Source organism: Luteimicrobium album (assembly GCF_030161555.1).
GTDB lineage: Bacteria > Actinomycetota > Actinomycetes > Actinomycetales > Cellulomonadaceae > Luteimicrobium > Luteimicrobium album.
Genome location: NZ_BSUK01000001.1, coordinates 1326187 through 1349502, shown reverse-complemented (window position 1 = coordinate 1349502; position 23316 = coordinate 1326187). Strand labels below are relative to the sequence as shown.

At 70.5% G+C, this 23316-nt stretch carries 20 protein-coding genes and 3 pseudogenes; 14 read left to right on the top strand and 9 right to left on the bottom strand.

The window, feature by feature from the left end:
• Positions 1 to 138: 138 nt before the first annotated feature.
• Entirely contained in the window at positions 139 to 1320 is a 1182-nt protein-coding gene (locus QQK45_RS06885) for a glycoside hydrolase family 16 protein (protein ID WP_284292630.1), read from the top strand.
• 15 nt (positions 1321 to 1335) lie between these two features.
• Here the strand turns inward: QQK45_RS06885 and QQK45_RS21980 are convergent, their stop codons facing one another.
• On the bottom strand, positions 1336 to 1566 hold the full coding sequence (locus QQK45_RS21980) for a hypothetical protein (protein ID WP_348525340.1): 231 nt from the start codon (positions 1564 to 1566) through the stop codon (positions 1336 to 1338).
• 147 nt (positions 1567 to 1713) lie between these two features.
• Positions 1714 to 3341 (bottom strand): annotated as a pseudogene (locus QQK45_RS06880) (alpha-galactosidase); the annotation flags it as partial.
• Between the two features lie 297 nt (positions 3342 to 3638).
• Between QQK45_RS06880 and QQK45_RS06875 the strand changes: the two are divergent.
• Positions 3639 to 3974, top strand: a complete 336-nt coding sequence (locus QQK45_RS06875; RefSeq protein WP_284292629.1) for a YnfA family protein — start codon at positions 3639 to 3641, stop codon at positions 3972 to 3974.
• A gap of 29 nt (positions 3975 to 4003) precedes the next feature.
• A complete protein-coding gene (locus tag QQK45_RS06870) occupies positions 4004 to 4321 on the top strand; it encodes a hypothetical protein (RefSeq protein ID WP_284292628.1) in 318 nt (105 codons plus the stop codon).
• A gap of 49 nt (positions 4322 to 4370) precedes the next feature.
• On the opposite strand, the gene QQK45_RS06865 is transcribed toward QQK45_RS06870, so the two are convergent.
• Together QQK45_RS06865 and QQK45_RS06860 are read right to left on the bottom strand one after the other, a co-directional pair.
• Positions 4371 to 4811: a hypothetical protein gene (locus QQK45_RS06865; RefSeq protein WP_284292627.1), complete on the bottom strand. Its 441-nt coding sequence runs from the start codon at positions 4809 to 4811 to the stop codon at positions 4371 to 4373.
• A gap of 79 nt (positions 4812 to 4890) precedes the next feature.
• Positions 4891 to 5487, bottom strand: coding sequence for a TetR/AcrR family transcriptional regulator (locus tag QQK45_RS06860; protein ID WP_284292626.1), 597 nt, complete (start codon positions 5485 to 5487; stop codon positions 4891 to 4893).
• A gap of 146 nt (positions 5488 to 5633) precedes the next feature.
• Between QQK45_RS06860 and QQK45_RS06855 the strand changes: the two genes are divergently transcribed.
• The 3 genes from QQK45_RS06855 to QQK45_RS06845 all read left to right on the top strand — a co-directional run bounded on the left by QQK45_RS06855 (position 5634) and on the right by QQK45_RS06845 (position 8129).
• A complete protein-coding gene (locus QQK45_RS06855; RefSeq protein WP_284292625.1) occupies positions 5634 to 6143 on the top strand; it encodes an NAD-dependent epimerase/dehydratase family protein in 510 nt (169 codons plus the stop codon).
• Positions 6140 to 7786 (top strand): MFS transporter, encoded by a 1647-nt coding sequence (locus QQK45_RS06850; RefSeq protein WP_284292624.1) that lies wholly within the window; start codon positions 6140 to 6142, stop codon positions 7784 to 7786. Before QQK45_RS06855 ends, QQK45_RS06850 begins: the two co-directional genes overlap by 4 nt.
• A gap of 169 nt (positions 7787 to 7955) precedes the next feature.
• Positions 7956 to 8129 (top strand): hypothetical protein, encoded by a 174-nt coding sequence (locus QQK45_RS06845; RefSeq protein ID WP_284292623.1) that lies wholly within the window; start codon positions 7956 to 7958, stop codon positions 8127 to 8129.
• Positions 8130 to 8133: 4 nt separating this feature from the next.
• Here the strand turns inward: QQK45_RS06845 and QQK45_RS06840 are convergent, their stop codons facing one another.
• On the bottom strand, positions 8134 to 8907 hold the full coding sequence (locus QQK45_RS06840) for a methyltransferase domain-containing protein (protein ID WP_284292622.1): 774 nt from the start codon (positions 8905 to 8907) through the stop codon (positions 8134 to 8136).
• A 153-nt stretch (positions 8908 to 9060) separates the two neighbouring features.
• Between QQK45_RS06840 and QQK45_RS06835 the strand changes: the two genes are divergently transcribed.
• Entirely contained in the window at positions 9061 to 9663 is a 603-nt protein-coding gene (locus tag QQK45_RS06835; RefSeq protein WP_284292621.1) for a TetR/AcrR family transcriptional regulator, read from the top strand.
• Positions 9664 to 9701: 38 nt separating this feature from the next.
• Here the strand turns inward: QQK45_RS06835 and QQK45_RS06830 are convergent, their stop codons facing one another.
• Positions 9702 to 10577, bottom strand: a complete 876-nt coding sequence (locus QQK45_RS06830) for a sigma-70 family RNA polymerase sigma factor (protein WP_284292620.1) — start codon at positions 10575 to 10577, stop codon at positions 9702 to 9704.
• Positions 10578 to 10659: 82 nt separating this feature from the next.
• Here QQK45_RS06830 and QQK45_RS06825 point away from each other — a divergent pair.
• Positions 10660 to 10821, top strand: a pseudogene (locus QQK45_RS06825) (DoxX family protein); the annotation flags it as partial.
• Positions 10822 to 10855: 34 nt separating this feature from the next.
• Positions 10856 to 11206 (top strand): amidohydrolase family protein, encoded by a 351-nt coding sequence (locus QQK45_RS06820; RefSeq protein WP_284292619.1) that lies wholly within the window; start codon positions 10856 to 10858, stop codon positions 11204 to 11206.
• A 23-nt stretch (positions 11207 to 11229) separates the two neighbouring features.
• On the opposite strand, the gene QQK45_RS06815 is transcribed toward QQK45_RS06820, so the two are convergent.
• Entirely contained in the window at positions 11230 to 11718 is a 489-nt protein-coding gene (locus tag QQK45_RS06815; protein WP_284292618.1) for a hypothetical protein, read from the bottom strand.
• A gap of 13 nt (positions 11719 to 11731) precedes the next feature.
• Entirely contained in the window at positions 11732 to 12898 is a 1167-nt protein-coding gene (locus QQK45_RS06810; RefSeq protein WP_284292616.1) for an ROK family transcriptional regulator, read from the bottom strand.
• A 260-nt stretch (positions 12899 to 13158) separates the two neighbouring features.
• On the opposite strand from QQK45_RS06810, the gene QQK45_RS06805 reads away from it, so the two are divergent.
• The 3 genes and pseudogenes from QQK45_RS06805 (at position 13159) to QQK45_RS06790 (ending at position 21167) form a co-directional block, all read left to right on the top strand.
• Positions 13159 to 17325 carry a glycoside hydrolase family 3 C-terminal domain-containing protein gene (locus tag QQK45_RS06805; protein WP_284292615.1) on the top strand — a complete coding sequence of 1389 codons (4167 nt, stop codon included), beginning with the start codon at positions 13159 to 13161 and terminating at the stop codon, positions 17323 to 17325.
• A gap of 496 nt (positions 17326 to 17821) precedes the next feature.
• Positions 17822 to 20817: pseudogene (locus tag QQK45_RS23030) on the top strand (GH92 family glycosyl hydrolase).
• A complete protein-coding gene (locus QQK45_RS06790) occupies positions 20805 to 21167 on the top strand; it encodes a hypothetical protein (RefSeq protein WP_284292612.1) in 363 nt (120 codons plus the stop codon). Before QQK45_RS23030 ends, QQK45_RS06790 begins: the two are co-directional and overlap by 13 nt.
• A gap of 36 nt (positions 21168 to 21203) precedes the next feature.
• Here QQK45_RS06790 and QQK45_RS06785 read toward each other — a convergent pair whose 3' ends face one another.
• Positions 21204 to 21884 (bottom strand): TetR/AcrR family transcriptional regulator, encoded by a 681-nt coding sequence (locus tag QQK45_RS06785; protein WP_284292611.1) that lies wholly within the window; start codon positions 21882 to 21884, stop codon positions 21204 to 21206.
• 59 nt (positions 21885 to 21943) lie between these two features.
• On the opposite strand from QQK45_RS06785, the gene QQK45_RS06780 reads away from it, so the two are divergent.
• The gene (locus QQK45_RS06780; RefSeq protein WP_284292610.1) at positions 21944 to 22801 is read left to right on the top strand and encodes an SDR family NAD(P)-dependent oxidoreductase; all 858 of its coding nucleotides are present in this window, start codon (positions 21944 to 21946) and stop codon (positions 22799 to 22801) included.
• Positions 22802 to 22848: 47 nt separating this feature from the next.
• On the top strand, positions 22849 to 23253 hold the full coding sequence (locus QQK45_RS06775) for a nitroreductase/quinone reductase family protein (protein WP_284292609.1): 405 nt from the start codon (positions 22849 to 22851) through the stop codon (positions 23251 to 23253).
• Positions 23254 to 23316: the final 63 nt, after the last annotated feature.

The following is a 23316-nucleotide window of genomic DNA, read 5'->3' as shown; positions in this document are numbered from 1 at the left end:
AGTGGCCAGTGCGCAAAGCCTTTTGCGCATGTCGCTACAGAGAGGTAGGGATCATCCATGTCGCGTTCCACACGAACCCGGCTCCGCACTCGAACCGCGTGCGTCGCACTCGTCACAGCCGCCGTCGCAGGAGGGGTGGTGGCGGCCGGCGCGCCGAGCGCCACCGCCGACAGCGCGTGCGCCGACTACAAGATCTGCGTCACCTCCCCGCACTACGGGACGGACGTCTCGGGTCAGGTCACCATCGACTTCACCGCACCCGGGATGAAGAACGGCGACGTCAGGATCTGGCACCAGCCCGACGCCACCCACACCGACAAGTGGGGCTACGACCGGTGGACCGAAGCCATCCCGGCAGCGGACGGCACAGCCTCCGCGACGATCGATGCCGACGACTACCCGTCAGGGCCGATGGTCGTCGAGATCAGCGTCTGGGACTCGCCTCCCGGCGACAACTCCTACACCCACTCCGACAACGTCTATCTGTCGCTGTTCAACACCGGCGGGGTCGACTGGTCGGTGGGGGCGACGGACACGCCGGGGCAAGCAGCCGGGCTCACGCTCAGCTACGACGACGAGTTCACCGGCCCTCTGTCGATCTCCAGGACCGGGGTCGGCACCACCTATGCTTCCGCGACCCCGTATCAGTCAGGTGGGGGCGAGTTCGGCGACGCGGTCTTCGCGGAGGCCGGGAGTGCGAACGACCCGTTCACGGTCAAGAGCTCCCAGTACCTGCGGATCCGCGGCCAGAAGGCCCCGGACGGCTTCGTCGACCCCCAGGGCTGGGGCCGGACCTACACCTCGGGCTTCCTCGCCTCGATGGGCACCGACGGCCAAGGCTTCGCCGCCTCCGACGCGTACTTCGAGGCGCGGATCCTCATGCCCGGCGGGTACGGCACCTGGCCGTCCTTCTGGGTGATGGGCAAGAACCGGATCACCAACGGAACGAGCGCGCCCTACACCGAGCTCGACGCCGTGGAACAGCACGGACAGTCCGTCAGCATGAAGCGCACCAGCCAGTCGACCCACTGCTGGGCGTGCACCCCGGTCGTGCACGACACGCACGTCCAGAGCACGTTCGCGCACGGGCTCGACGCGGGACGCACCTGGCACACCTACGGTGTGCGGGTCGCCGGCAACGAGGTGAACTACTACATCGACGGGGAAAAGATCGACACCTACTACCCGGCGGACTCCTCGGCGCACCAGCCGCTGTTCTTCATGCTGGACCTCGCGATGGGCTCGGGGTGGCCGATCGACCTGAGCCAGCAGGAGAACAAGGCCGACATGTACGTGGACTACGTGCGCGTCTGGTCCTGACGCGCGGCCCCGCGCTCACCGGGCGGTGAGCTCGACGATCGCGAGGTCGCCAGGCCGCAGCGTGGGGCACCGCAGACCGGTCGTCATGAGCACGCGGCCGGGGACGACGACGCCACCCGAGGGGTCCTCCTCACGACCGTCGGCGCCGCGCACCACACGAACCCGGTAGCGCACCTCCGGGTCCAGGTCGCGGAGCAGCAGCATCCCCGGTGTGGAGTCGAACGGCGTTGCCAGCCGGGCCGCCACGAAGACCGCCCGGGACCGGTCCTGCGACACCACCCCGTGCACGGCAACGGCGTCGTCGTCGAGACGGTCGAGACGCACCACGTCACCGCTGTGCGCGAGCGAACGCACGTCGCGATGCCAAGAGATCCACTCGCGGAGCTCGGCGAGCGAGCTCTCGTCCACCCGGGTGAGGTCCCACTCCACGCCGAGGTGATGCAGCAGGGCAGTCCCGGCACGGAAGGCGAGTCCCGTCTGCCGTCCCGTCGTCTTGTCGGGCGATGCGCCGATGTGGGCGCCGACGAGTTCCGGCGGCACCAGCTGAAGGGTCCAGGCGTTGATCTGCTGACGCTCGTACGGGTCCAGGCAGTCGCTGGCCCAGACCCTGTCGGTGCGTTCGAGGATTCCGAGATCGACGCGGCCTCCGCCCGACGCGCACGACTCGATCTCCAGCCCCGGGAAGCGTCGGCGCAGCTCGTCCATTAGCCGGTAGGTCGCCAGCGTCTGCTCGTGCACGCCGCCGTGGCCGTCGGGCGAACGGCCGGCGTCCACGAGGCCCCTGTTGTGGTCCCACTTCAGGTAGGCGATGTCGTAGGTCTCGAGGAGCGCCACGAGCCGACCGCGCACGTAGTCCCAGGCTGCCGGGTTGGTCAGGTCCAGGACCTGCTGATGGCGCGAGCGCACGGGCAGGCGCCCGCCGGTCCGCATGATCCAGTCCGGTTGGGTGCGCGCGACGTCGCTGTCCTCGTTCACCATCTCGGGCTCGACCCACAGACCGAACTCCATGCCGTGCGACTGCACCGCGTCGATCAGGGGGCCGAGACCGTCCGGGAACCGTGCCGGGTCCACGACCCAGTCGCCGAGCCCGCGCGAGTCGTCCGTGCGGCCGAGGAACCAGCCGTCGTCCAGGACGTACCGCTCGACCCCTGCCGCGCCGGCCTGCTGCGCGAGCCGCAGCAGCGTCGGCATGTCCTGGCGGAAGAAGACGGCCTCCCAGACGTTGAACGTCACCGGCCTGGGGCGCTTCGGATGCCCCGGGCGTGCCCGCAGCATCCGGTGCACACGCCGCGCCTGGTCGTCCAGGCCGTCGCCGTAGACCGCGTAGAGCCATGGGCTCGAGTAGGCCTCGTCCTCGCCGAGCCGTACCTCGCCGGGGAGCAACAGCTCGCCGCCGCCGACCACCCTCGTCCCGTTCGGCAGCCGCTCGGCGTAGTGCCGGGAATTGCCGCTGAAGGCGACGTGGACGCCCCAGACCTCGCCACCCGCGAATCCGAAGCCCGGAACGCCGGCGCTCAGCATGGTGGCGCTCTCGTGGCCGGGACGACCCAGACGCGCAGTCCGTTCGTGGAGGCCCACGGTGTAGGCATGTCGTTGCGGGGCCCGTTCGTGCGCCCAGCGCCCCGCGAGGTCGAGGATCTCATGGGCGCGGCGCGGGACGGGAAGCGCGAGACGCAGCGCGTCGAGCGTGTAGGGGAGTCCGATCGGTTCGTGACGGTTGCGCGGAGCCGGACGACTCCGTCGGGCATCAGCTCGGTCGTGACGGTGAGCTCGAGGCCTGCCACCTGGTCGTGCGCCCGCGCTTCGAACGTCCCTGCGCCGTGCTCGTGGAGGCGCGGGGAAGAAGCTCGCTCGACGGAGGCAGACCCCAGTGTGATCCCGGTGACGCTCCAGCGCGGTGACCAGTCGGCGCCGTCGCGGTGACCCTCGAGGCCGGGCTCCCCGGTCCAGCCCGTCCACGACTCGGGGACGACGCTGACGCGCGCGGGTTCGTCGATCCCACCGTTCTCGGGTCCGTCCATGAGCAGCGCCTCGAGCGCCGACGGGTCGACGCCTTCGAGAGAACCCAGATCGTCCCCCAGTGGACGACCGATGGAAGCAGGCTGGGGCCGCACATCAGGAGAAGGCTCACCCCGCCGGACCTCAGGTGGAACCAGTCGTAGACGGCAGCGTCGTGCGTCGAACCCGATCCGCGCATCCGAGCACGCTATCGGATGAGATCCGACCGCGGGCCGTCGACTCGCAACCGGCTACGCTCGAAGCCGCTGCGGCGCCTCTCGGGGCGTGATGCACCTCGTCGCGGCCGGGGAGGAGTGACGATGACGGTCGCGCGGTCCATCGTCCTGTTCGTCGTCGCTGCGCTGTTCGAGATCGGCGGTGCGTGGCTCGTCTGGCAGGGCCTGCGCGAGCACAAGGGCTGGGCGTGGGGCGGCGCGGGCGTGATCGCGCTCGGGCTCTACGGCTGCGTCGCGACGCTCCAGCCGGACGCGAGCTTCGGTCGGATCCTCGCCGCGTACGGCGGCGTCTTCGTCGCGGGCTCGCTCGCGTGGGCGGTGGTCGTGGACCGGTACCGGCCGGACCGGTGGGACGTCGTCGGGGCGCTGATCTGCCTCGTCGGTGCCGCCGTGATCATGTACGCGCCGCGGGGGTCGTGAGGAGGGGGGACCCCTATCCGGGTACTGCCGTGACCTTCTACCCTGACGGCGAGGTGCGGATCCCGCACGAGAAGGACCCCGTACCGCAGCCCGACGACCCGGCCGTCGCGGCGCGGCGGTTCACGCGGCTCCTGGTCCGGACCGCGTTCATCAACGGTGTGATCCTTGCGGTGGCGGTGATCATCGCGTATGTCGTCCCGGTGACGGACGACGAGAACGTGCAGCTTGCCGTCATCCTTGTTGCCGCGTTGGTGTGTGCGGCGCACATGTCGTGGATCGTGCTGCGCGACCCGCACCGTCGTTCCCGGGCCGTGGAGGCCGCGAGGACCGGCCTGTACCCGGGCTGATCGGACGGCGAGCGCTCAGGGAGGCGCTGCGGGGTCGCGGGGGCTTGGGTCAGTGCGCGAGGAGCTTGAGTGCGATCACGACGATCCCCAGCAGCGCCAGGACGCCGAGTGCCGCGAGCTTCTGCAGGGCGGTGAGGTCGGTGCGTCGGACCCCCATCCAACCGACGACACCGAGCGTCACCGTGAGGACGGCGCTCGCGGCGGTCAGCGCGCCGGTGACGCTCCAGGCGCCGGCTCCGGCCAGACCGATCAGCAGGAGCGGTGCGACGACGGAGCCGAGGGCGCCGAAGCTCACACGGAGCATCTGTCGGAGCTCGGTGCTGCCGGGCAGCACGCCGTGCACGGCGAGGTGAGACACGAGGTCGGCGGCGAAGGCCGCTGCGACCGTTCCGAGCGCCGTCACGACGAGGGTCGCGGCCGCCGTCCGCGCGGAGAGGTGGGTCGCGTGCGTGTTGAGCGTGAGCACGACGGCGAGGCTCACGAAGGTCACGTAGACGCGTTCGCGCAGCCGATCCGCGACGGCCTCGACGGCCTCGTCGTCGGCCGAGTCCGGGCGCGCCCGGTCCTTCTCATGCGCTCTCCTGGTGTGATTCGAGCCCGCGGACGAACGCCTCGGCGCGGGCGCGGGTGCCGTCCGTCGTGTCGTGCCGACCGCTGAGGACGCCGTAGAAGATGGGACCGACCAGACTGGCGGCGGCCTCGTCGGGTGTGGTGCCGCCGAGCCGGGCGCCGAGCGAGCGTTCGATGACGACGCGTGCGCTGTCGCCGAGGATGTCGTGCTCGCGCAGCAGCTCTGCGACAGCGGTGTCGTGCTGGGCCTCGCCGACGAGCGCCCGGTAGCCCGCGCCGGTCCCGGACCGGGTCAGGAACCGTATGAGTGCCTCGAGGTAGGAGGCGACGTCGTCGATCGGGTCGTCGTGCGGTGAGACGGTGAGCTCGCCCCGGGCGTCGTCGACCGTGGCCTCGAGCAGGATCTCGGCCTTCGTCGACCACCACCGGTAGACGGTCTGGCGGGAGACGCCGGCGCGCGCGGCGATGTCCTTCATGGTCATGGCCGCGTAGCCGACCTCGAGCAGGAGGTCGTCGACGGCATGCAGGACGGCGGTGCGGGCTTCTTCACTGCGGGGGCGTCCGCCCGGCCCTGTCCGCGTGTGCTCGTCGTTCACCCCAGCAGCCTACCTGGACACCGTGTCTCGTTTCCTGTATTCTCGTTTCTGGACACGGTGCCTCGTAACTGCTGAGGGCCAGGTTCGCGCGGCGCCGCCCGGCTTCCGCGCCGTTCGGAGCCCCGCGGGGCGAGGAGGAAGCCGTCATGCGTGTGTTCGTCACCGGAGCCAGTGGCTGGATCGGATCGGCCGTCGTCGAAGAGCTGCGGAAGGCAGGACACGACGTCGTCGTGCTCGCCCGGTCGGAGTCGTCCGCCGCGGCGGTCGAGCGGAAGGGTGCCACCGCCCTGCGCGGCGGGCTCGACGACCTCGACGTGCTGCGTCGGGGGCGAGCGCCGCCGACGGCGTCGTCCACCTGGCCAACAAGCACGACTGGGCGAACCCCGCCGAGAGCGACCGGGCCGAGCGGCCGCCGTCGAGACGCTCGCCGACGCGCTCGTCGGTACCGGACGCCCGCTCACCGTCGCGAACGGACTGTCCGGCCTCGTGGCCGGCCGCCCGGTTCTCGAGACCGACGCCTCGCCCGCATTCGGGCCGGCGTGACGTCCGCGGGGGCAGCGAGAACCTCGCGCTGGGCTACGTCGACCGAGGTGTCCGGAGCGTCATCACCCGGTTCGCGCCGAGCGTCCACGGTGCGGGCGACTGGGGCTTCGTGAGCTTCCTGGCCGCTGCGGCGCGCGAGCGCGGCGTCTCCGCCTACGTCGGCGACGGGTCGGCGCAGTGGTCGGCGGTCCACCGCTCCGATGCGGCGAGGCTGATCCGCCTCGGGCTCGAGCGCGCCGAGGCCGGCACCCGCCTCCACGCAGTCGCCGAGGAAGCGGTCAGCACGCGCGCGATCGCCGAATCCCTCGGACGAGCCCTCGGGCTGCCGGTCACCTCGGTCGCCCCCGAGGACGCGGACGAGCACTTCGGGTTCGTCGGCGCCTTCTTCGCCATGACGATGGCCGCGTCGAGCGTCCTCACCCGCGCCGCCGTCGGCTGGGAGCCCACCGGGCCGACACTCGTCGCCTACGTCGGCTGCCGGCGCCTACGTCGGCTGACGCCGCCGCCCTCGATCCAGGAGGTTCTCGTGCAAGACTTACGAGCGCCCCGTACCCGCCCATTCCCCTTTCGCCGCCCCGTGCAGGGCACGACCACGTCTCCGGTGCCGCAGGCGTCGGTCGCCGCGATCCCGCCGAGCGGGCGCCGTCCGACCCGCGAGCGCGCGGTGCTCGCCTGCGTGTGTGCGTGCACGATCCTCGTCGTCGGGTTCGTCGCCTCCGTGAATCTCGCGGTCCCCGCGCTCGCGGCGAGCCCGCTCCAGCCGACGTCGTCGGAGCTGCTGTGGATCGTCGACGCCTACGTCGTGCTGTTCGCGTGCCTGGTGGTCCCGGCCGGAGCGCTCGGCGACCGCGTCGGCCGCAAGGGCGTCCTGCTCGCTGGGCTCGGCGTGTTCGCCGCCGGGTCGCTGCTCTCGGCGCTCGCAGGAGACGTCGGCCTCGTCCTGGCCGGACGCGCGCTCACGGGTGTCGGCGCGGCGTGCGTGCTGCCGAACGGGCTGGCCGTGCTCGTGCACGCGACGTCCCCCGCCCGACGGCCACGCGTCCTGGCGACCTGGGCGGCGATGTCGGGCCTCGGTGGGCTGGTGGGGAACGTCGTCGGCGGCGCGGTGCTCGGCGCGGGGTCGTGGCGCTGGCTGTTCGCCGTCGTCGCACCGGCTTCGATCGCCTGCGCGGCATGGGCTGCGCGGGTCGCGCCGCGCAGCCCACGTCGTGCGCGCGGGCTGGACCCGGCCGGCACGGTCCTCCTGACCGTCGCGTCGCTCGCGCTGTTCGTCGCGATCATCCAGGGACCGGAGGTGGGTTGGGGGAGCGCCGTGGTGGTCGGTGCCTTCGGCGCATCGGCCGTGCTCTTCGTGGCCTGGGCGATCGTCGAGCTGCGGGTGGCCGAACCGCTGCTCGACCCGAGGTTGTTCGCGCTGCCGCGCCTGCGTGCGGCATGCCTCGGCATGCTCATCGTCTTCTTCGGGATGTTCGGTCTGTTCTTCGTGAACGCCTCGCTGCTGCAGTACGTGCACGGGTTCACGGTGCTCGCGGCCGGGCTCGGGGTCGCACCCTCAGCGTCCCGCTTCTCGTCCTCACCCGGTTCGTCCCCGGCCTGGTCGGCCGGTTCGGGGAGAGGGTCCTGCTGGCGGCGGCGTTCGTCGTCGTCGGCACAGGAACCGCCGGGCTGGCCGCGACCGTCGACGCCGGGTACCCGGCCTACGCGTGCTGGCTCGTCGTGGTCGGGGCGGGCGCCGCGCTCGCGCTGCCGACGCTGACCGCGGCGATCGCGGACTCGCTCCCGCGCGAGCGGGCGGGCGTCGCCGGCGGTCTCCAGGCGACGACGCGGGAGCTCGGCAGCGCGCTCGGCGTCGCCGTGGTCGGGACGCTCGTGACGTCCGGGTTCGTCCACCACCTGTCGCGGGGGCTGCTCCCGGCGGCGGGAACGTGCCGCGCACGGTCGCCGAGGCGCTCGCCGACGGGCCGATGCAGCATGACGCCGCCCTCGCGGCCTACGCGTCCGGCGCCGGCTCGGCCTTGCGGGTCGCCGCGCTCGTCGTCCTGGTCGCGGGCGCGCTCGCCACCGCGGAGATGGCGCTCGCCGCCCGACGGCGCCGCTGATCGCTCACACGTCCTGGCGCCGCATCGCGGTCAAGGCCAGCGTGGTGAACGGGATCGTGAAGCTGCCGCCGCGGACGTCGATCGCGTCGCCGACGGCGGCCAGCACCTCGGCGAGCCGGTCCGCGTCCAGCCGGGTCAGGCCGCCCGTGGTGGGCAGCAGCTCGAGCCAGGCGTCGCGCGTCCAGGTGCGCTCGACGTCGAACCGCCAGTGCTCGGGGGCCTCGAAGAGCCCGGTCGCCCGGACTGTGTCCGCGACCGCGGCGTAGCCCGCCTGGTACGCCTCGACCGGCCGGCGGCCCGACCCGCCCACGAACGGCGACTCGGGCACCACGCGCCGGAACACGTCGGCGAACGCCTGCGCGACGTCGTCGGGCGGTTCGAAGACGTGGCCGAACACCGCCAGCCGGCCCCCGGGGCGCAGGACGCCCGCGGCCTTGGCGGCGCCCACCGCCGGGTCGACCCAGTGCCACGACTGGGCGGCGGCGACGACGTCGAACGTGCGCGCCGCCGGGTCCCAGGTCTCGAAGGTCGCGACCTCGACCGGCAGCCCGTGCTCGCGGGCGAACGCGGCCATGCGGGTGTCGGGCTCGACGCCGAGCACGGCGAAGCCGGTCGCCTGGAGCTGGCGGGCGGCGATCCCGGTGCCGCAGCCGACGTCGAGCGCGTCGCGCGCGGGACCGTCCGGGCGCGTGCCCACGACGGCCGCGATCAGCGCCTCGGGGTAGGGCGGGCGCGCCCGGTCGTAGCGCTCCGCGTCGGCGCCGAAGGACTCCGCCATGGCGCGAGCGCCGTGGATCGGGGGCGGGGAGGAGCGGGCTGGGTGGGCGTCGTCGGCATGCCCGCCACGCTAGTGGGCACTTGCCCATTCGGGCAACGGCGACGCCGGGAGATGACAGACTGCGACCAGGTCACGACGACGGGAGGAGGGCCGATGCCCACCGGCGTGCGCCTGCACGACCCCCGCCAGCAGCTCTTCGACGCCGCCGAGCGCGTCCTGCTCCGTGACGGCCCGTCCGCCCTGACGAGCCGCGCCGTGACCGACGAGGCCGGCTGTGCCAAGGGCGTCCTGCACCGCCACTTCGACGACTTCGACGGCTTCCTCGTCGCGCTCGTCCTCGACCAGGAGGCCCGGCTGGCGCACGAGGCCGAGGTCCTGCGCGCGGCGGCCGGGAGGGGCGACGTGGTCGACAACCTCGCCCGCGCGCTCCTGGTGCTCTTCGGTCCGGTCCCGCTCGCGATCATCCCGCTCGTCACCTTCCGCGACGAGCTTCGCGCCCGGCTCCGCGCCGCCGTCCCCGGCGGGGGAGTCGCGGTCCTCGCACCCGTGACCACGGCCGTCGGCGCCTACCTGCGCGCCGAGCGCGACGTCGGACGGATCTCTCGGGACGCCGACGTCGACTCGCTGACCCTCACGCTCGTCGGCGGCGGGCACCTGCTCCTCGCCGGCGCACCGTCCAGCGACGCCCACGACCGCGACGACGTCCGCCGCCTCGTCACGACGGCGCTCGCGGACGTCCTGCCCAGGACGCGCTGACCCCGCGCGCCCGCGGGGTCCCCGCCGCGGTCCGCCGGTCACGCCACCTGCGGGGGCAGGTCGACGGTCGCGAGGACCCGGGGGTCGACGACGGACGTGACCTCGACGATCCGGTCCTCGACGACCGTGCACGCCATGAGCCCGAGCGGCGTGCCCGTCGGACCCCACGTCATGATCCCGGGCTCGCCGTTGACGAGCACGCGCCGGCCGGTCAGGCGTGCGTCCTTGCCGCGCACCGCCTGACGCGCGAGCTCCGTCGCGCCCAGGCGGACCGTGGTCCCGTGCGCCGTGTGCGTCGTCCAGACCACGTCCGGGTCGAGCACGCGCAGCAGCGCCTCGAAGTCGCCCGCGCGCGACGCCGCGAGGAACGCGTCGACGACCGCGCGCTGCCGACGGCGGTCGGAGGGCTGCGGCGTGCCCTGGACCTTGCGCCGCGCCCGGCTCGCGAGCATCTTCGTGGCGTCGGTGGACTTGTCGAGGACCCGCCCGATCTCCTCGAACGGCACCGCGAACATGTCGTGCAGGACGAACGCCAGCCGTTCGTCGGGGCGCAGCGTGTCCAGCACGACGAGCAACGCGAGCCCCACGGAGTCCGCGAGCGCCGCGTCCTCGGCGGGGTCGTCGTCGTCCTCGGTCACGACGAGCTCGGGGAGGTCCTCGGCGCCGCTCTCGGGGTGCGTCCGGCGGGTGCGCAGCGTGTCGATGCAGATCCGCCCGACGACGGTCGTGAGCCAGCCCGCCAGGTTGTCGATCGCGTCGGCGTCCTGGCGGGCCAGGCGGAGCCACGCCTCCTGGACGGCGTCCTCCGCGTCGGCGCGCGAGCCGAGCATGCGGTGGGCGACCGCGACGAGCCGTCCCCGTTCCTGCTCGAACGCCTCCGCGAGCGTCCCGCCGTCCGACTGGTGCTGGTCCACGTCCGTTACCTTCCCTCACCCGGTGCCGTCGTGGGGGATGACGGGCCCGGGAGGGCCGAGGTAACCGGCGGGAGGAGCTGTCATGGACGTCGCGGTGTGGGTCGTGTCCGGGGTGCTGGCGGCAGTGTTCCTGGTCGCGGGGACGAACAAGCTGGTCGTCCCCCGCGAGAAGCTCGCGGCCGCACCGGGCGGGGGCTGGGTGAACGACTTCGACGAGTCCTTCGTGAAGACGCTCGGTGCGCTCGAGGTGCTGGGCGCCGTCGGGCTGGGGCGGGGCCGTGCCGTACCACTGGGGACGGTACCGCGGGCTGGCCGACCTGCTGGGCCGCCCGCCGATCGACGAGCACCTCCTGGGGAACGTCTTCTTCGACACCTGCGTCTACCACCAGCCGGGGATCGACCTGCTGCTGGGCGTGGTCGACACGAAGAACGTGCTGTTCGGGTCCGAGATGGTCGGCGCGGTGCGGGGGATCGACCCGACCACCGGGCACCACTTCGACGACACCCGACGGCACGTCGAGGCGGCCAACCTGACCCCTGGGCAGCGCGAGGCGATCTACGCCCGCGACGGCCTGCGCGTCTACCCCCGGCGGGCCGCGCACCTCGGGGCGGGAGCGCCCTCACGCTGACGGTCACGTGGGTCCAGCGTGGCTCATGCGGGGTGGCGGCCCGAGGTGTCGACGACCTCACGGAAGCCGAGCGCGCGCGAGAGCGCGCCCAGCGCCCTGCGCGCTGCGACGAGCTGGCCGAGGTCGGCGGCGCTGAGGGTCGACAGCGCGTACCGGACGCGGCGGGCGCCCTGTTCGCGGGCGCGATCGCGGATCTCGTCGGCGACCGTGGTCGGCCGGTACCTCGTCTCGCCGGGCCGCTCGTGCGTGGCCGCGACGAGGTGGCTGCGTTCGAGCTGGTGGAGCACCTGCCGCACGGAGGTCGACGGGTGGTCGGTCACCGCGACGAGCTCCTTGAGGGTCGACGGCGGGTGGCGCATCAGGTGCATCAGCACGACGACGCCGAGCTGCGGCACGGGTTCGATGCCGCTGCGGCGCTCGGCCTCGCGGCGGACGTGGTGGTTGACCTGGTCGAGGATTTCGGCGAGGTCGACGACGGAACGGACGAGGTCCTGGGCGGGTTCGCCTGTCACGGGACCGCGTCCGTCATCGCGGGACCGCGCTGGCTGCGAGCTGCAGCGCGCCCACGAGCTCGGCGCTGGTCGACAGCTCCGCCGGGACCACTTCGAGGACGGCGGCCGTCGCGGGCTGGGCGTGCCGGGTGATGGACGCCTGGACGCCCTCGATCAGTGCGCGCCCGGCGTCGCCGAGCTCCCCGCCGACGACGACGGCGCCGGGGTTGAGGAGGTTGCACAGGTCGGCGAGGACTCCGCCGAGGGTCCGGCCCGCCTCGTTGAGGATGCGGTCCGTGATGCTGTCGTGCACGGTGGCGAGTGTGAGCGTCGCCGGGTCGAGCGCCGGGTGCGTGTGAGCGATCTGCTCCCGGATCGAGTCGACCGACACGACGGCCTCGAGGCAGCCGCGGTTGCCGCAACGGCACATCTGGGTCTGCCCGGGCAGGTGGGTGTGCCCGATCTCGCCGGCGATCCCCGTGGCGCCGCGGTAGGGCGCCCCGCCGATCACGAGGCTCGCCCCGATGCCGTGCGAAGCCTTGACGTAGAGGTAGTTCGCGTAGTGCCGGCCGACGCCGCGCGTGAGCTCCCCGTACGCGCCGAGGACGGCGTCGTTCTCGACGTGAACACGCGTGCCGAGCCGTGCTCCGAGCTCGTCGGCCGGGGCGAGCCCCACCCAGCTCGACAGGATGGTGGGTGACTGGACGAGCCCGGTCGCGGCGTCGAGGGGCCCGGGGATGCCCGCCACGACGCTGCCGAGGCCGTCAATCCCGTGCGCGCGGCGGAGGCGTGCGAGCAGGTCGGCCGCGGTGTCCATGGCCTCGGAGGCCTGCAGGTCGACGTCGAGCTCGATGCGCTCCTCGCCGACGGTGCGCCCGAGACCGTCGGCCACGGCCACGTAGATGTGGTTGTGGCCGAAGTCGATGCCGGCGACGTGCGCGCCCGCGGCGACGGCGGAGAGCCGGGTCGCGGGCCGGCCGCTGCCGGAACCGGGACCCTTGGCGCTCGGCTCGGTCTCCTGGATGAGCCCGTCCGCAATAAGCCTGCTGACGGCATGGTTGACCGTCGAGCGAGACAGCCCTGTTACCTCTACGAGGGCCGAGCGGGTGACTTCCTCGCTCGTCCGGATCAGCCAGTAGAGGTCCTCTCGCGTGCGCTCGCGCGGCGAGGAGTGCGTCGTCTGCTGCGGCGTCGCTGCCATGGCCCGACTCTACTGCAGGCGATGGCATTTGCGTAACGAGCAGCTAAAAATATGGCTCCTGCCAACTCGAAAACACCGCGGACGGCCGCATGTTTAAGGCATTGACAGTGCTAAAAAAGCGGTCCTAGTCTGTGGTGGTCCGCAAGCCGGTTGCGGACGACGCACTCCTGGAGGAGCCCAAGGCCGGGCGCCGTCAGGGTCCCCCGAGAGATCTCGGACCGGTTGTCAGAGAGGACAACGACATGCAACGTGCTTCACGTGTGCACCACATCCGCCGCGCCGCACTACCGCTCGCCCTCGCAGGTGCGCTCGTAGTATCGGCGTCGCTCGCTGCCGGGGCGGCGACGACCAACCCGAGCCCGGGCGCGCTCGAACTCACCAACGCGGCACTGTCCGAGCGTGCTGCCACCCAGGGCATGGTGCTGCTCGAGAATCATGACTCAGCTCTGCCTATGCAGAAAAGCGGTAACGTCGCCCTATTCGGCGTCGGTGCGTACAAGACCGTCAAAGGGGGCACAGGATCCGGTCGCGTCAACAACCGCTCCACGGTTTCCGTGCGCCAGGGGCTTGAGGGTGCCGGCTATCGGGTAACGACATCGGACAGCTACTACGACACCATGGTCGACGCGTTCGTCAACGCCTACGGAGACGGAGGTGACGACTCGTTGAAGGCGCCAAAGATCGACTACTCCTCGGTCGAGCAAGCGCTCGACTCATCAACGGTAGCGCCGACCTCGCCGACAGAGACGGCAATTTACGTCCTCGCGCGAAACTCTGGAGAGGCGTCTGATCGGAGTTCCGGGAAGGGAGACTACGAGCTCGCCGACGTCGAACGGGCGAACATCGAACTTATTGGCCGGACGTACAAGCACGTCATTGTCGTCCTAAATGTCGGTGGCGTGGTCGACACGGCGTTCTACCACGAACTCAACAGTTCGGAGGTGGATCCCGACGGTGGCACGGCAATTGATTCACTCCTGCTGATGAGCCAGGCCGGGCAAGAGTCTGGCAATGCATTGGTAAAGGTCCTCAATGGCCAGGTCACCCCCTCTGGCAAGCTGACGGACACGTGGGCTGACAAGTACTCGTACTACCCGGCGTCGACAACCTTCGGGAACAACGACGGAAACAGTTCCACCGAAAAATACACCGAGGGCATTTACGTCGGTTACCGCTACTTCGACTCGTTCTACCGCACGATCGACGCCGCAAACCCTGGTGACGCCGTCAACTACCCGTTCGGGTACGGCTTGTCCTACACGGACTTCCATATCGACCCGCAAAAGGTAGCTGCCGACGTCGATCACGTCACTGTCAAGGCCAAGGTCACCAACGTCGGACTTGAATATACAGGCAAAGAAGTTGTAGAAGTATATGCATCCGCACCCCAGGATGGACTCGACGAGCCGTACCAGCAGCTTGTCGGATACGCCAAGACCTCGGAGCTCGCTCCAGGCGGCGCGCAGACGCTCACCGTCCGTTTCGACACCTCGTCGCTTGCGTCCTACGACTCGGCTAAGGCGGCGAACGTGCTCGCCGCTGGAGACTATGCGATTCGCATCGGAAACTCATCTCGCAATACGCACGTCGTCGCGAAGCTGAGGGTAGGATCGGCGACCACCGTCGAGCAGCTCGCAAACGAGCTCGATGGTGCCGACCCCTCGACGGACCGGGTCAGTGATCCGGCGAACTTCTACAGCTATCCGGGCGAAGCGGCCGAATTGGCCGCGGCTCCAACGATTAAAATAGATACGGACGGTTTCCGTCCCATCAATAGTGCTTCGTCTCTGGAGCAGGACGTGCCAGTCGCAAGTTCTTCCATGTATTACGGTACCGACGGGTCTCTGATGGGGTCGACTACAGCTTATGTGTCGAACACCGAGGAAAACTGGGAGAACACGGGAGCTCCTTATGTCGCGAGGAGTGGAGAGAGCCTGAGCCCCGTGAGAACGGATCCCAAGGCCACGCTTTACGACGTAGCGACCGGGCGGACCACGATGGAGCAGTTCGTGGCGGGTATGACCGTCGCGCAGCTCGCGGACATCGTCGAGGGCTCGAGCATCCGAGGGACGACGCTGTCCGTGGCCGGGTCGGCTGGGTACACGACCGCGAAGTATGAGGCGCTCGGTATCCCAGGAATGAGCCTGACGAACGGGCCTGCTGGCCTGGGCATCACCCAGAAGATCGCGAGCTCGCCGGCTACTTACGAGTTTGCAACGGCCTGGCCAGTTGGCACGTTGCTGGCCCAGAGTTGGGACCAGGACCTCGTGCGCGAGGTGGGCGCCGCGATCGGGGCGGAGATGCGGGAGTATGGCGCCACATTGTGGCTCGCGCCCGGTATGAACATCCATCGTGACCCTCTCAATGGCCGCAACTTCGAGTACTACTCCGAGGATCCCTTGGTTTCTGGTCTTATCGGTGCGGCGACAACGTTGGGCGTCCAGAGCGTCCCGGGTGTTGGGGTGACGATCAAGCATTTCGCTGCGAACAACCAGGAAGCGTCACGTCAGAGTATGAATGCTGTGATCAGTGAGCGCGCACTGCGCGACATTTATCTCAAGGGCTTCGAGATTGCGGTGAAGAGTTCTCAACCGATGGCGGTGATGTCGTCCTATAATAAGGTGAACGGGACCTACTCGTCGCTCAACTACGACCTCAACACCGACGTGTTGCGAGGCGAGTGGGGGTTCCGGGGCCTGGTCATGACTGACTGGAACAGCAATCACGGTATAGCCACCACGATGTACTCAGGCAACGATCTTGCAGCTCCGGGTGATAACCCGGCTTCGGTGATCAATGCCACCGTCGCCGTTGCTCCGACCATTGACCATGACGGCCTTCCGGCCTATACGAAGACGACCTCGGCGGTTGGCAGTACCTCGTACACGTGGCAGGTCGGCGCGCTCACGCTGTCCGCCTCCGGTGCAGAGAGCTTCAGCACCGTGGTGAACTCGGAGACCGACCTGTCCAAGGCGTCGCTTTCGAAGGCGGTGACCGTCGACTATCTCAACAGTCAGACGGTGGTGTCAGTGCCGGCTTATGGAACCGTCGATGGTGCCTATCGTGCCGTCAGCTCGTTCCTGTCTTCCTCCAACTCGGCGCTGTCATCGTCAGCCAAGGCGGCAATCTCGGTGGCTGACATCGTTCGGGCGGTGCCGGATGACAGCTCGTCGCCGGTCACCTCGTACAAGGTCACCGTCAAGGGAGATTACAAGCCGACCAATCGCACAATGCGGCTGGGAGATCTCCAGCGCAGCGCGATGCGGGTGCTGAATGCCGCGATGCAGAGTGCACCGTTTGCCGAACTGGCCAACGAGCAGGGTGTATCCGGCATTCGAGTTTCTCCCTACACGGAGCAGTTCACCAATCTCGAGCAGTACGTCGACGTGTCCAAAGGCAATGTGACCAACGAGACGGGGCCCGCCCCGGCGTTCACCGTCGTGACCACGCCGGCGGTTCCCGCCAGCGGTTGGTATACCGGCCCCGTGAGCGTGTCGGTGTCGGCGTCGGACGGCGACATCGTCACGGTCGCCGTCGATGGCGGCGAGTCCCAGGTATACACGGGGATCCCGGTGACGGTGTCGGGAGACGGTGAGCACCAGGTGCTTGTCGCGGTCACGAAGGACGGCTCAAAGCCTGGCCTCAAGGCGCTGACCCTCAAGACCGACAGCACCGCGCCTACGGTTTCGGTCACGTCGGCGGCGTCGGGCGGGCTGACGCTCAAGGCTACGGATGCGCTCTCGGGCGTGAAGTCGGTCCAGTACTCGCTCGACAAGGGCAAGACCTGGAAGACGTACACGTCGGCGGTCGCCATCCCTGGTGCGCCGAAGGCCGTCAGCTACCGGGCCACCGACAAGGCCGGCAACGTCAGCGCTGCGAGGTCGGTGACGGTCCAGGGCGTGCTCACGCTCTCGACGCCGTCGATCAGCGGTACGGTCGCTGTCGGCCACAAGGTGAGCGCCAAGGTCACGAGGCACACGGCCGGGGCGAGCCTGTCCTACCAGTGGAAGCTGAACGGCAAGGTGGTCAAGGGCGCCACCAAGTCGTTCTACACGCTGCCCGCCTTCGCCAAGGGCAAGCACCTCGCGGTCACTGTCACCGAGAAGAAGTCCGGCTACGCCACCGTCACCAAGACATCGGCAGCCAAGACCGTCAAGGCGGGCACCCTGACCCTGTCGACCCCGTCGATCAAGGGCACCGTGATCACCAAACACACGGTCAAGGCCTCGGTGTCCCGGCACACCTCCGGTGCGAAGCTGTCCTACCAGTGGAAGCTGAACGGTAAGGCAGTCAAGGGCGCCACCAAGGCCAGGTACACCCTGCCGAAGTCGGCCAAGGGCAAGAAGGTGACCGTCACGGTCAGCGAGAAGAAGTCCGGCTACACGACGATCACCAAGACCTCCGGGTCCAAGACCGTGAAGAAGTAGCGGACCCACCCCACGGGGCCCCGTCGTCCACCCGGACGGTGGGGCCCCGCGCCTGCGCCCGGACCGCTGTCTGTGCGCCACCTGTCATCCCGAGGCCCCGGCCGGACATACCTGTGCGGCGGTGGCCGGCGCGCTCGTCGTGCTGCTCATCTCGTGCCGCGGGCGTACGTCCGAGGTACCGGCCGAGGCCGCGCCGCCTGCTGTCTGCCACAAGCTTGCCGTGGCGGCCGTGGCGGCCGTGGCGGCCGTGGCGGCCGTGGCGGCCGTGGTCGAGTGCCCGACGGCGCGGCGCGGCGTGGCGCCGTCCGAACCCCGTCTGGCCCCGCCGCGGACTTCCCGCGGCGGTGCCGTCGTCGTCGGCGACAGGCGCCCGGCTCCTTGACACCACGCGACGGCGCGGGATAGACACCTAGAGGCTTAGACAACGCTGTCAGCCAGCGATGTCAGGCCCGAGTGCGTCACACATCCCACCGCACGCAAGGGCAGGAGACCGACGATGGTGCACCACCCCGCGCCAGGACGTCGCGCATGGCGCGTCCTGGCAGCCTCCGGAGCAGCGGCAGCGCTGCTCGCCGGAGCCTTCACCGCAGGACCCGCGCAGGCAGCGCAGAAGCTGCCGGCGCTCGTCAAGAACCCCGCCACGTACGTCGACCCGATCATCGGGACGTCGAACGCCGGCAACACCTACCCCGGCGCCGTCGTGCCGTTCGGCATGCTGGCCTGGAGCCCGCAGACGTCGACCGGCAACCAGGTGTCGACCCCCGCCCCCGGCGGCTATCGCTACGACGCGACCAAGATCCGCGGCTTCAGCCTGACCCACCTCAACGGGGTGGGCTGCTCGGGCGCCAACGGCGACATCCCGATCATGCCGTACGTGGGTGACGTGACCAGCTCGCCCACCTCCGACACCAAGGACGAGACCTACGCGAGCACGTTCTCGCACGCCAACGAGAAGGCAGAGGCCGGCTACTACTCCGTCCGGCTCGACAGCGGCACCAGCGCCTCGCTCACGACCACGCAGCGCACCGGAACCGGGCTGTTCGGCTTCCCGGCGGGCAAGTCGGCGAGCATGCTGTTCCGCACCTCCAACTCGGAGTCCGGCAGCACCGACGCGACCGTGAAGGTCGACCCCAAGACCCAGACGGTCTCGGGGTCCGTCGACGCCGGAAACTTCTGCGGACCGCAGAGCGCCAACAACCGCACCGACGGCTACACCCTGTACTTCACCGCGCACTTCGACACCGAGTTCGCGTCCGAGGGCACTTGGAAGGACGACACTCTCACCCCCGGCTCGACGTCGACGTCGGGCGGGACCGGGTACTCCTCCAGCGGCAACCCCGTCGCGGGCAAGGGCTCAGGGGCCTACGTGACGTTCCCCGCCGGGACCCGGCAGGTCCAGGTCAAGGTCGCCGTCTCGTACGTCAGCAAGGCCAACGCCGAGCTCAACCTCAAGGTCGAGAACCCCAAGAACCAGACCTTCGACAAGACCCGCCACCAGGCGACGAAGGCATGGAACACGGCGCTCAAGTCCGTGCAGATCGGCGGCGGGACGCAGGACCAGCGCACCACCTTCTACACAGCCCTCTACCACTCGATGCTCGAGCCCACGCTGACGAGCGACGTCGACGGGCGCTACCTGGGTGGTGACCGCAAGGTCCATCGGGTCACCAAGTACCAGGACGAGCAGTACGGCACCTTCTCGGGCTGGGACCAGTACCGCGGTCAGGTGCAGCTCCTCGCGCTCCTCGACCCCGATGTCGCGAGCGACTACGCCCAATCCCTCAAGAACTACGCCGACCAGCGCGGCGGGGAGTGGGACCGCTGGCTCCTCGAGAACGCCAAGACGAGCGTCATGTCGGGCGACCCGTCGGCTGCGGCGCTCGCTGGCATGTACGCGTTCGGGGCGCGCGGGTTCGACGTCAAGGGGCGCTCGCGTCGCTCGTGACCGCCGCGACCGTGCCCACGGAGAACGACTCGAGCAGCGCGGGCTGCAACGTCGAGTGCGTCGGCCAGCGGCCGGCGCTCGACCAGTACCTGAAGATCGGGTACGTCCCCGCGGACGACTGCCACTGTTGGGGCGGCGCGGCCGAGACCCTCGAGGACTCCGCGGCCGACGCCGGCATCTCGGAGCTCGCCTCCGCGCTCGGGCGGGACGACGTCGCTTCCGAGTTCCGCGACCGGTCGGCCGCGTGGACCAACGTGTTCGACCCGGACGCGACCTCCGACGGCGGCTACATGCGCAACCGGAACGCGGGCGGCACCTGGACCGGCGCGAGCTTCAGCCCGTCGACCGGGTCCGGCTTCGTCGAGGGCTCGAGCGCGCGGTACACGTGGATGGTCTACTCCGACGTCGCCGGCCTCGCGTCGGCGCTCGGCGGCAAGCAGGCGACCGTCGACCGCCTCGACGCGTTCTTCCGCGCCGACGACGGCTCGTTCGACTTCTCGGCTGAGGACGACACGAAGTACGACCCGACCAACGAGCCCGACATCAACGCGCCGTACCTGTACGACTACGTGGGCGCGCCGTACAAGACGCAGGAGACGGTCCGGGCGGAGCTCGACCAGCTCTGGACGCCCGACTCGGGCGGCATCCCCGGCAACGACGACGCCGGGACCATGTCGTCCTGGTACGTCTGGTCCGCGCTGGGCATGTACCCGCAGGACCCGACGCGTGCTGACCTGGTCCTGACCTCGCCGCTGTTCCCGCGCGCCGTCGTGCACACGGGCAACGGCCGGACGATCGACGTCAACGCCCCGGCGGCGTCCTCGAAGAACCTCTACATCAAGGACGTCCAGGTCACGGGCGCACCGTCGAACCGGCCGTGGGTCCCCGCGTCGTTCGTGAAGAAGGGCGGCACGCTCGACTACACGCTCGTCGCCAAGGCCCAGAAGTCGTGGGGCAAGGCCGCGGCCGACGCGCCGCCGTCGGACCGGAGCGGTGAGATCCCGGCGTTCGTCCGATCGTCCGACCCGTCTGTGAAGGTCGAGCCGGGGTCCACGGCGAAGACGTCGCTCACGATGTCGACCATGACCGGCAAGCAGGTCCGGGTGCGCTGGAGCGTCGAGGCACCTGACGGGCTCAAGGTCACGCCGGCGTCGAGCGCGGTGACCGTGCCGAAGTCCGGTGAGGTCACCGTCCCGGTCACCGTCAAGGCCACGAAGAAGGCCGCCGACGGCGTCTACACGCTCCCGCTCATCGTCACCACGACCGACGGGCGCAGGATCACGGCGGCACCGCTGACCGTGACCGTCGGTACGAGGGGAACGCTGAGCTGGTACGTCAACAACCGGGGCATCTCGGCCTCGGACGACGACCCGAAGGCGAACTTCGACGGCGAGGGCTGGAGCTACTCCGCGGCGGCCCTCGCGGACGCGGGCGCGACCCCGGCGGGACGGTCTCGGCGAACGGCTTCGACTTCACGTGGCCCGACGTCGAGGCAGGCTCGCCCGACAACGTCGTGGCGGGAGGCGCGGACCAGGTGCTCGACCTGAGCGCGTCGTCCGCGGGCGCGACGAAGCTCGCGTTCCTCGGGAGCGCGAGCGAGGGCCAGGCGTCGGGCGACGTCACCCTCACGTACACGGACGGGTCGACGCAGACGGCCACCATCGGGTTCAGCGACTGGACCCTCGGCGGCGGCGGCGGTTCCCCGCAGTTCGGGAACGTCATCGCGCTGCAGACCGCATACCGCGACCAGTCGGGCCTGGGCAAGGACCCCGTGAAGACCGACATCTTCGCGACCGCGCCCATCGCTCTCGAGGCCGGCAAGCAGCTCCAGAGCGTGACGCTGCCCGACAAGGTCGACGGCGGGGACATCCACGTCTTCGCGGTCGCCACGGCCTGACGGCCACCTGACGGACGGCCCGGCCGGGGTGGGTGCTCAGCCCCCGGCCGGGCCGTCGTCGTGCCCGGGCATCGAGCCCCGGAGGAGGCGCGCCAGGATGCCGGCGAGCCGCGGCTCGACGTCGACGAGCGCGTGCCCGAGCCGCGGGTCGCTGCGGTAGAGCGCGAGCACATCCTCGCCAGGGGTCGCGATCTGCCAGAACGCGCCCGCGAGCGCGACGGCGGTCGCGACGACGTCGACGGCAGCCTTCTCGGGGAGGTCCGGGAGCGCGGCGCGTGTGGCCGCGACGATCCCGTCGAGCTCCTCGTGCGTGACGAGCTTGAACGCGCGCACGGCCTCGACGGAGACGTTCCGCTCGAGGTTGAGCGGCGCCTGAGCGAGCAGGTCGCAGAAGGGCCCGCGGGCGGCCAGGGTCCGCGCGTAGGCGGCGGCCACGGACGACGGCGTCGGGACGTCGTCGTGCGCGAGCTCGGAGCGCAGCACGGGTCCCCATTCGCGCCAGCCGTCGGCGGTGAGGCGCAGGAAGATCTCCTCCCGCGTCTCGAAGTACCGCAGCAGCGCGGACTTGTGCATCCCGACCGCCTCGGCGATGTCGGTGAGCGTGATCTCGCGGATGCCGCGCTCGGTCGCGAGGCGCCGGGCGGCGTCGAGGATCGCCTGCTCCCTGGCCTGCTTGGCCTCGGCGCTGCGGGCGCGCTGGAAGGTGGTGGACGTCACGCCGCCAGTCTAGCGCAACCCTGTTGCGCTATTAAGAGAACGGTGTTGTACTAACTGTCATGCAGCAGACATGGTTCATCACCGGTTCCTCGCGCGGCTTCAGCCGTGCCCTCGTCCGCGCGGCCCTCGAGGCCGGCGACACGGTCGCCGCGACCGCGCGCCGACCCGAGGCCCTCGCCGACCTCGTCGCCGAGTACGGCGACCGGGTCCGCCCGATCGCCCTCGACGTCACCGACCCGGACGCCGTCCGCGCGGCCCTCGCGGAGGCCCGTGAGGCCTTCGGACGCGTCGACGTGATCGTCAACAACGCCGGGTACGCGAACGTCGCCCCCATCGAGACGGCGGACGACGCCGACGTCCGCGAGCAGTTCGAGACCAACTTCTGGGGCGTGTACCACGTCTCGAAGGCCGCGATCCCGCTCCTGCGCGCGCAGGGCGGCGGCCTCGTCATCCAGTTCTCGTCCGTGGGCGGGCGCGTCGGCGGGTCGCCGGGCATCGCGTCCTACCAGGCCGCGAAGTTCGCGATCGACGGCTTCAGCCGCGTGCTCCGGGCCGAGACCGCTCCGTTCGGTGTCAAGGTGCTCGTCGTCGAGCCGAGCGGGTTCCGGACCGACTGGGCTGGGTCCTCGATGACCGTCCACGACGTGCCGGAGGCGTACGCCTCGACCGTCGGGGCGGCCGTCCGCGACCCCGCGACGTTCCCCGGCGACCCCGAGCGCGCGGCCGCGATCCTCGTCCGTGTCGCCAAGCGCGACGACGTCCCGGAGCACCTGCCGCTCGGCGCGGTCGCGTCCGCGATGTCCGTGGCGCAGGACGAGCGCCTGCTCGCGTCGGACCGCCGGTGGGCGGCCGTGAGCGCGTCGGCGGACGTCGACCAGCCGTTCCCCGTCGAGCTCCCGGACGACGTCGTCGGCTGAGGGCGAACGCCCAGGTCGGCTGGGCGTCCGGGGTACAGACTGGGCGCATGACCGACTGGAACAAGGGCATCATCGACGAGTTCCGCGCCACCGGCGGGACCGTGACCAACTTCGGCCGGGGCCTCGTGCTCCTGCACCACCGCGGCGCGAAGACCGGGACGGAACGGGTGAGCCCGGTCGCGGCGATCCGCGAGTCCGACGACTCGTGGTTCGTCGCGGCCTCGAAGGGCGGCGCCCCCGACAACCCCGCGTGGTTCCACAACCTGCTCGCCCACCCGGACGTCGAGATCGAGACGCCCGACGACGGCACGGTCGCCGTGCACGCCGTCCGGCTCGAGGGGGCCGAGCGGGACGAGGCATGGGAACGGTTCAAGGAACGGTCGGAGGGCTTCCGGTCGTACGAGGCGAAGACGACGCGCGTCATCCCGGTGCTGCGGCTCACGCGACAGTGAGTCGCAACCGAAAGGTTGCGTCGTGGCGTCGGCGTGTGCAACTATCGGGTTGCGCACGTCGCG

Excerpts from the sequence above, each read along its gene's own strand:
- QQK45_RS06875 (WP_284292629.1), top strand. The coding sequence starts at position 3,639 with ATGACGGTCGCGCGGTCCATCGTCCTGTTCGTCGTCGCTGCGCTGTTC.
- QQK45_RS06855 (WP_284292625.1), top strand. The coding sequence starts at position 5,634 with ATGCGTGTGTTCGTCACCGGAGCCAGTGGCTGGATCGGATCGGCCGTC.
- QQK45_RS06840 (WP_284292622.1), bottom strand. The coding sequence starts at position 8,907 with ATGGCGGAGTCCTTCGGCGCCGACGCGGAGCGCTACGACCGGGCGCGC.
- QQK45_RS06835 (WP_284292621.1), top strand. The coding sequence starts at position 9,061 with ATGCCCACCGGCGTGCGCCTGCACGACCCCCGCCAGCAGCTCTTCGAC.
- QQK45_RS06810 (WP_284292616.1), bottom strand. The coding sequence starts at position 12,898 with ATGGCAGCGACGCCGCAGCAGACGACGCACTCCTCGCCGCGCGAGCGC.
- QQK45_RS06780 (WP_284292610.1), top strand. The coding sequence starts at position 21,944 with ATGCAGCAGACATGGTTCATCACCGGTTCCTCGCGCGGCTTCAGCCGT.
- QQK45_RS06775 (WP_284292609.1), top strand. The coding sequence starts at position 22,849 with ATGACCGACTGGAACAAGGGCATCATCGACGAGTTCCGCGCCACCGGC.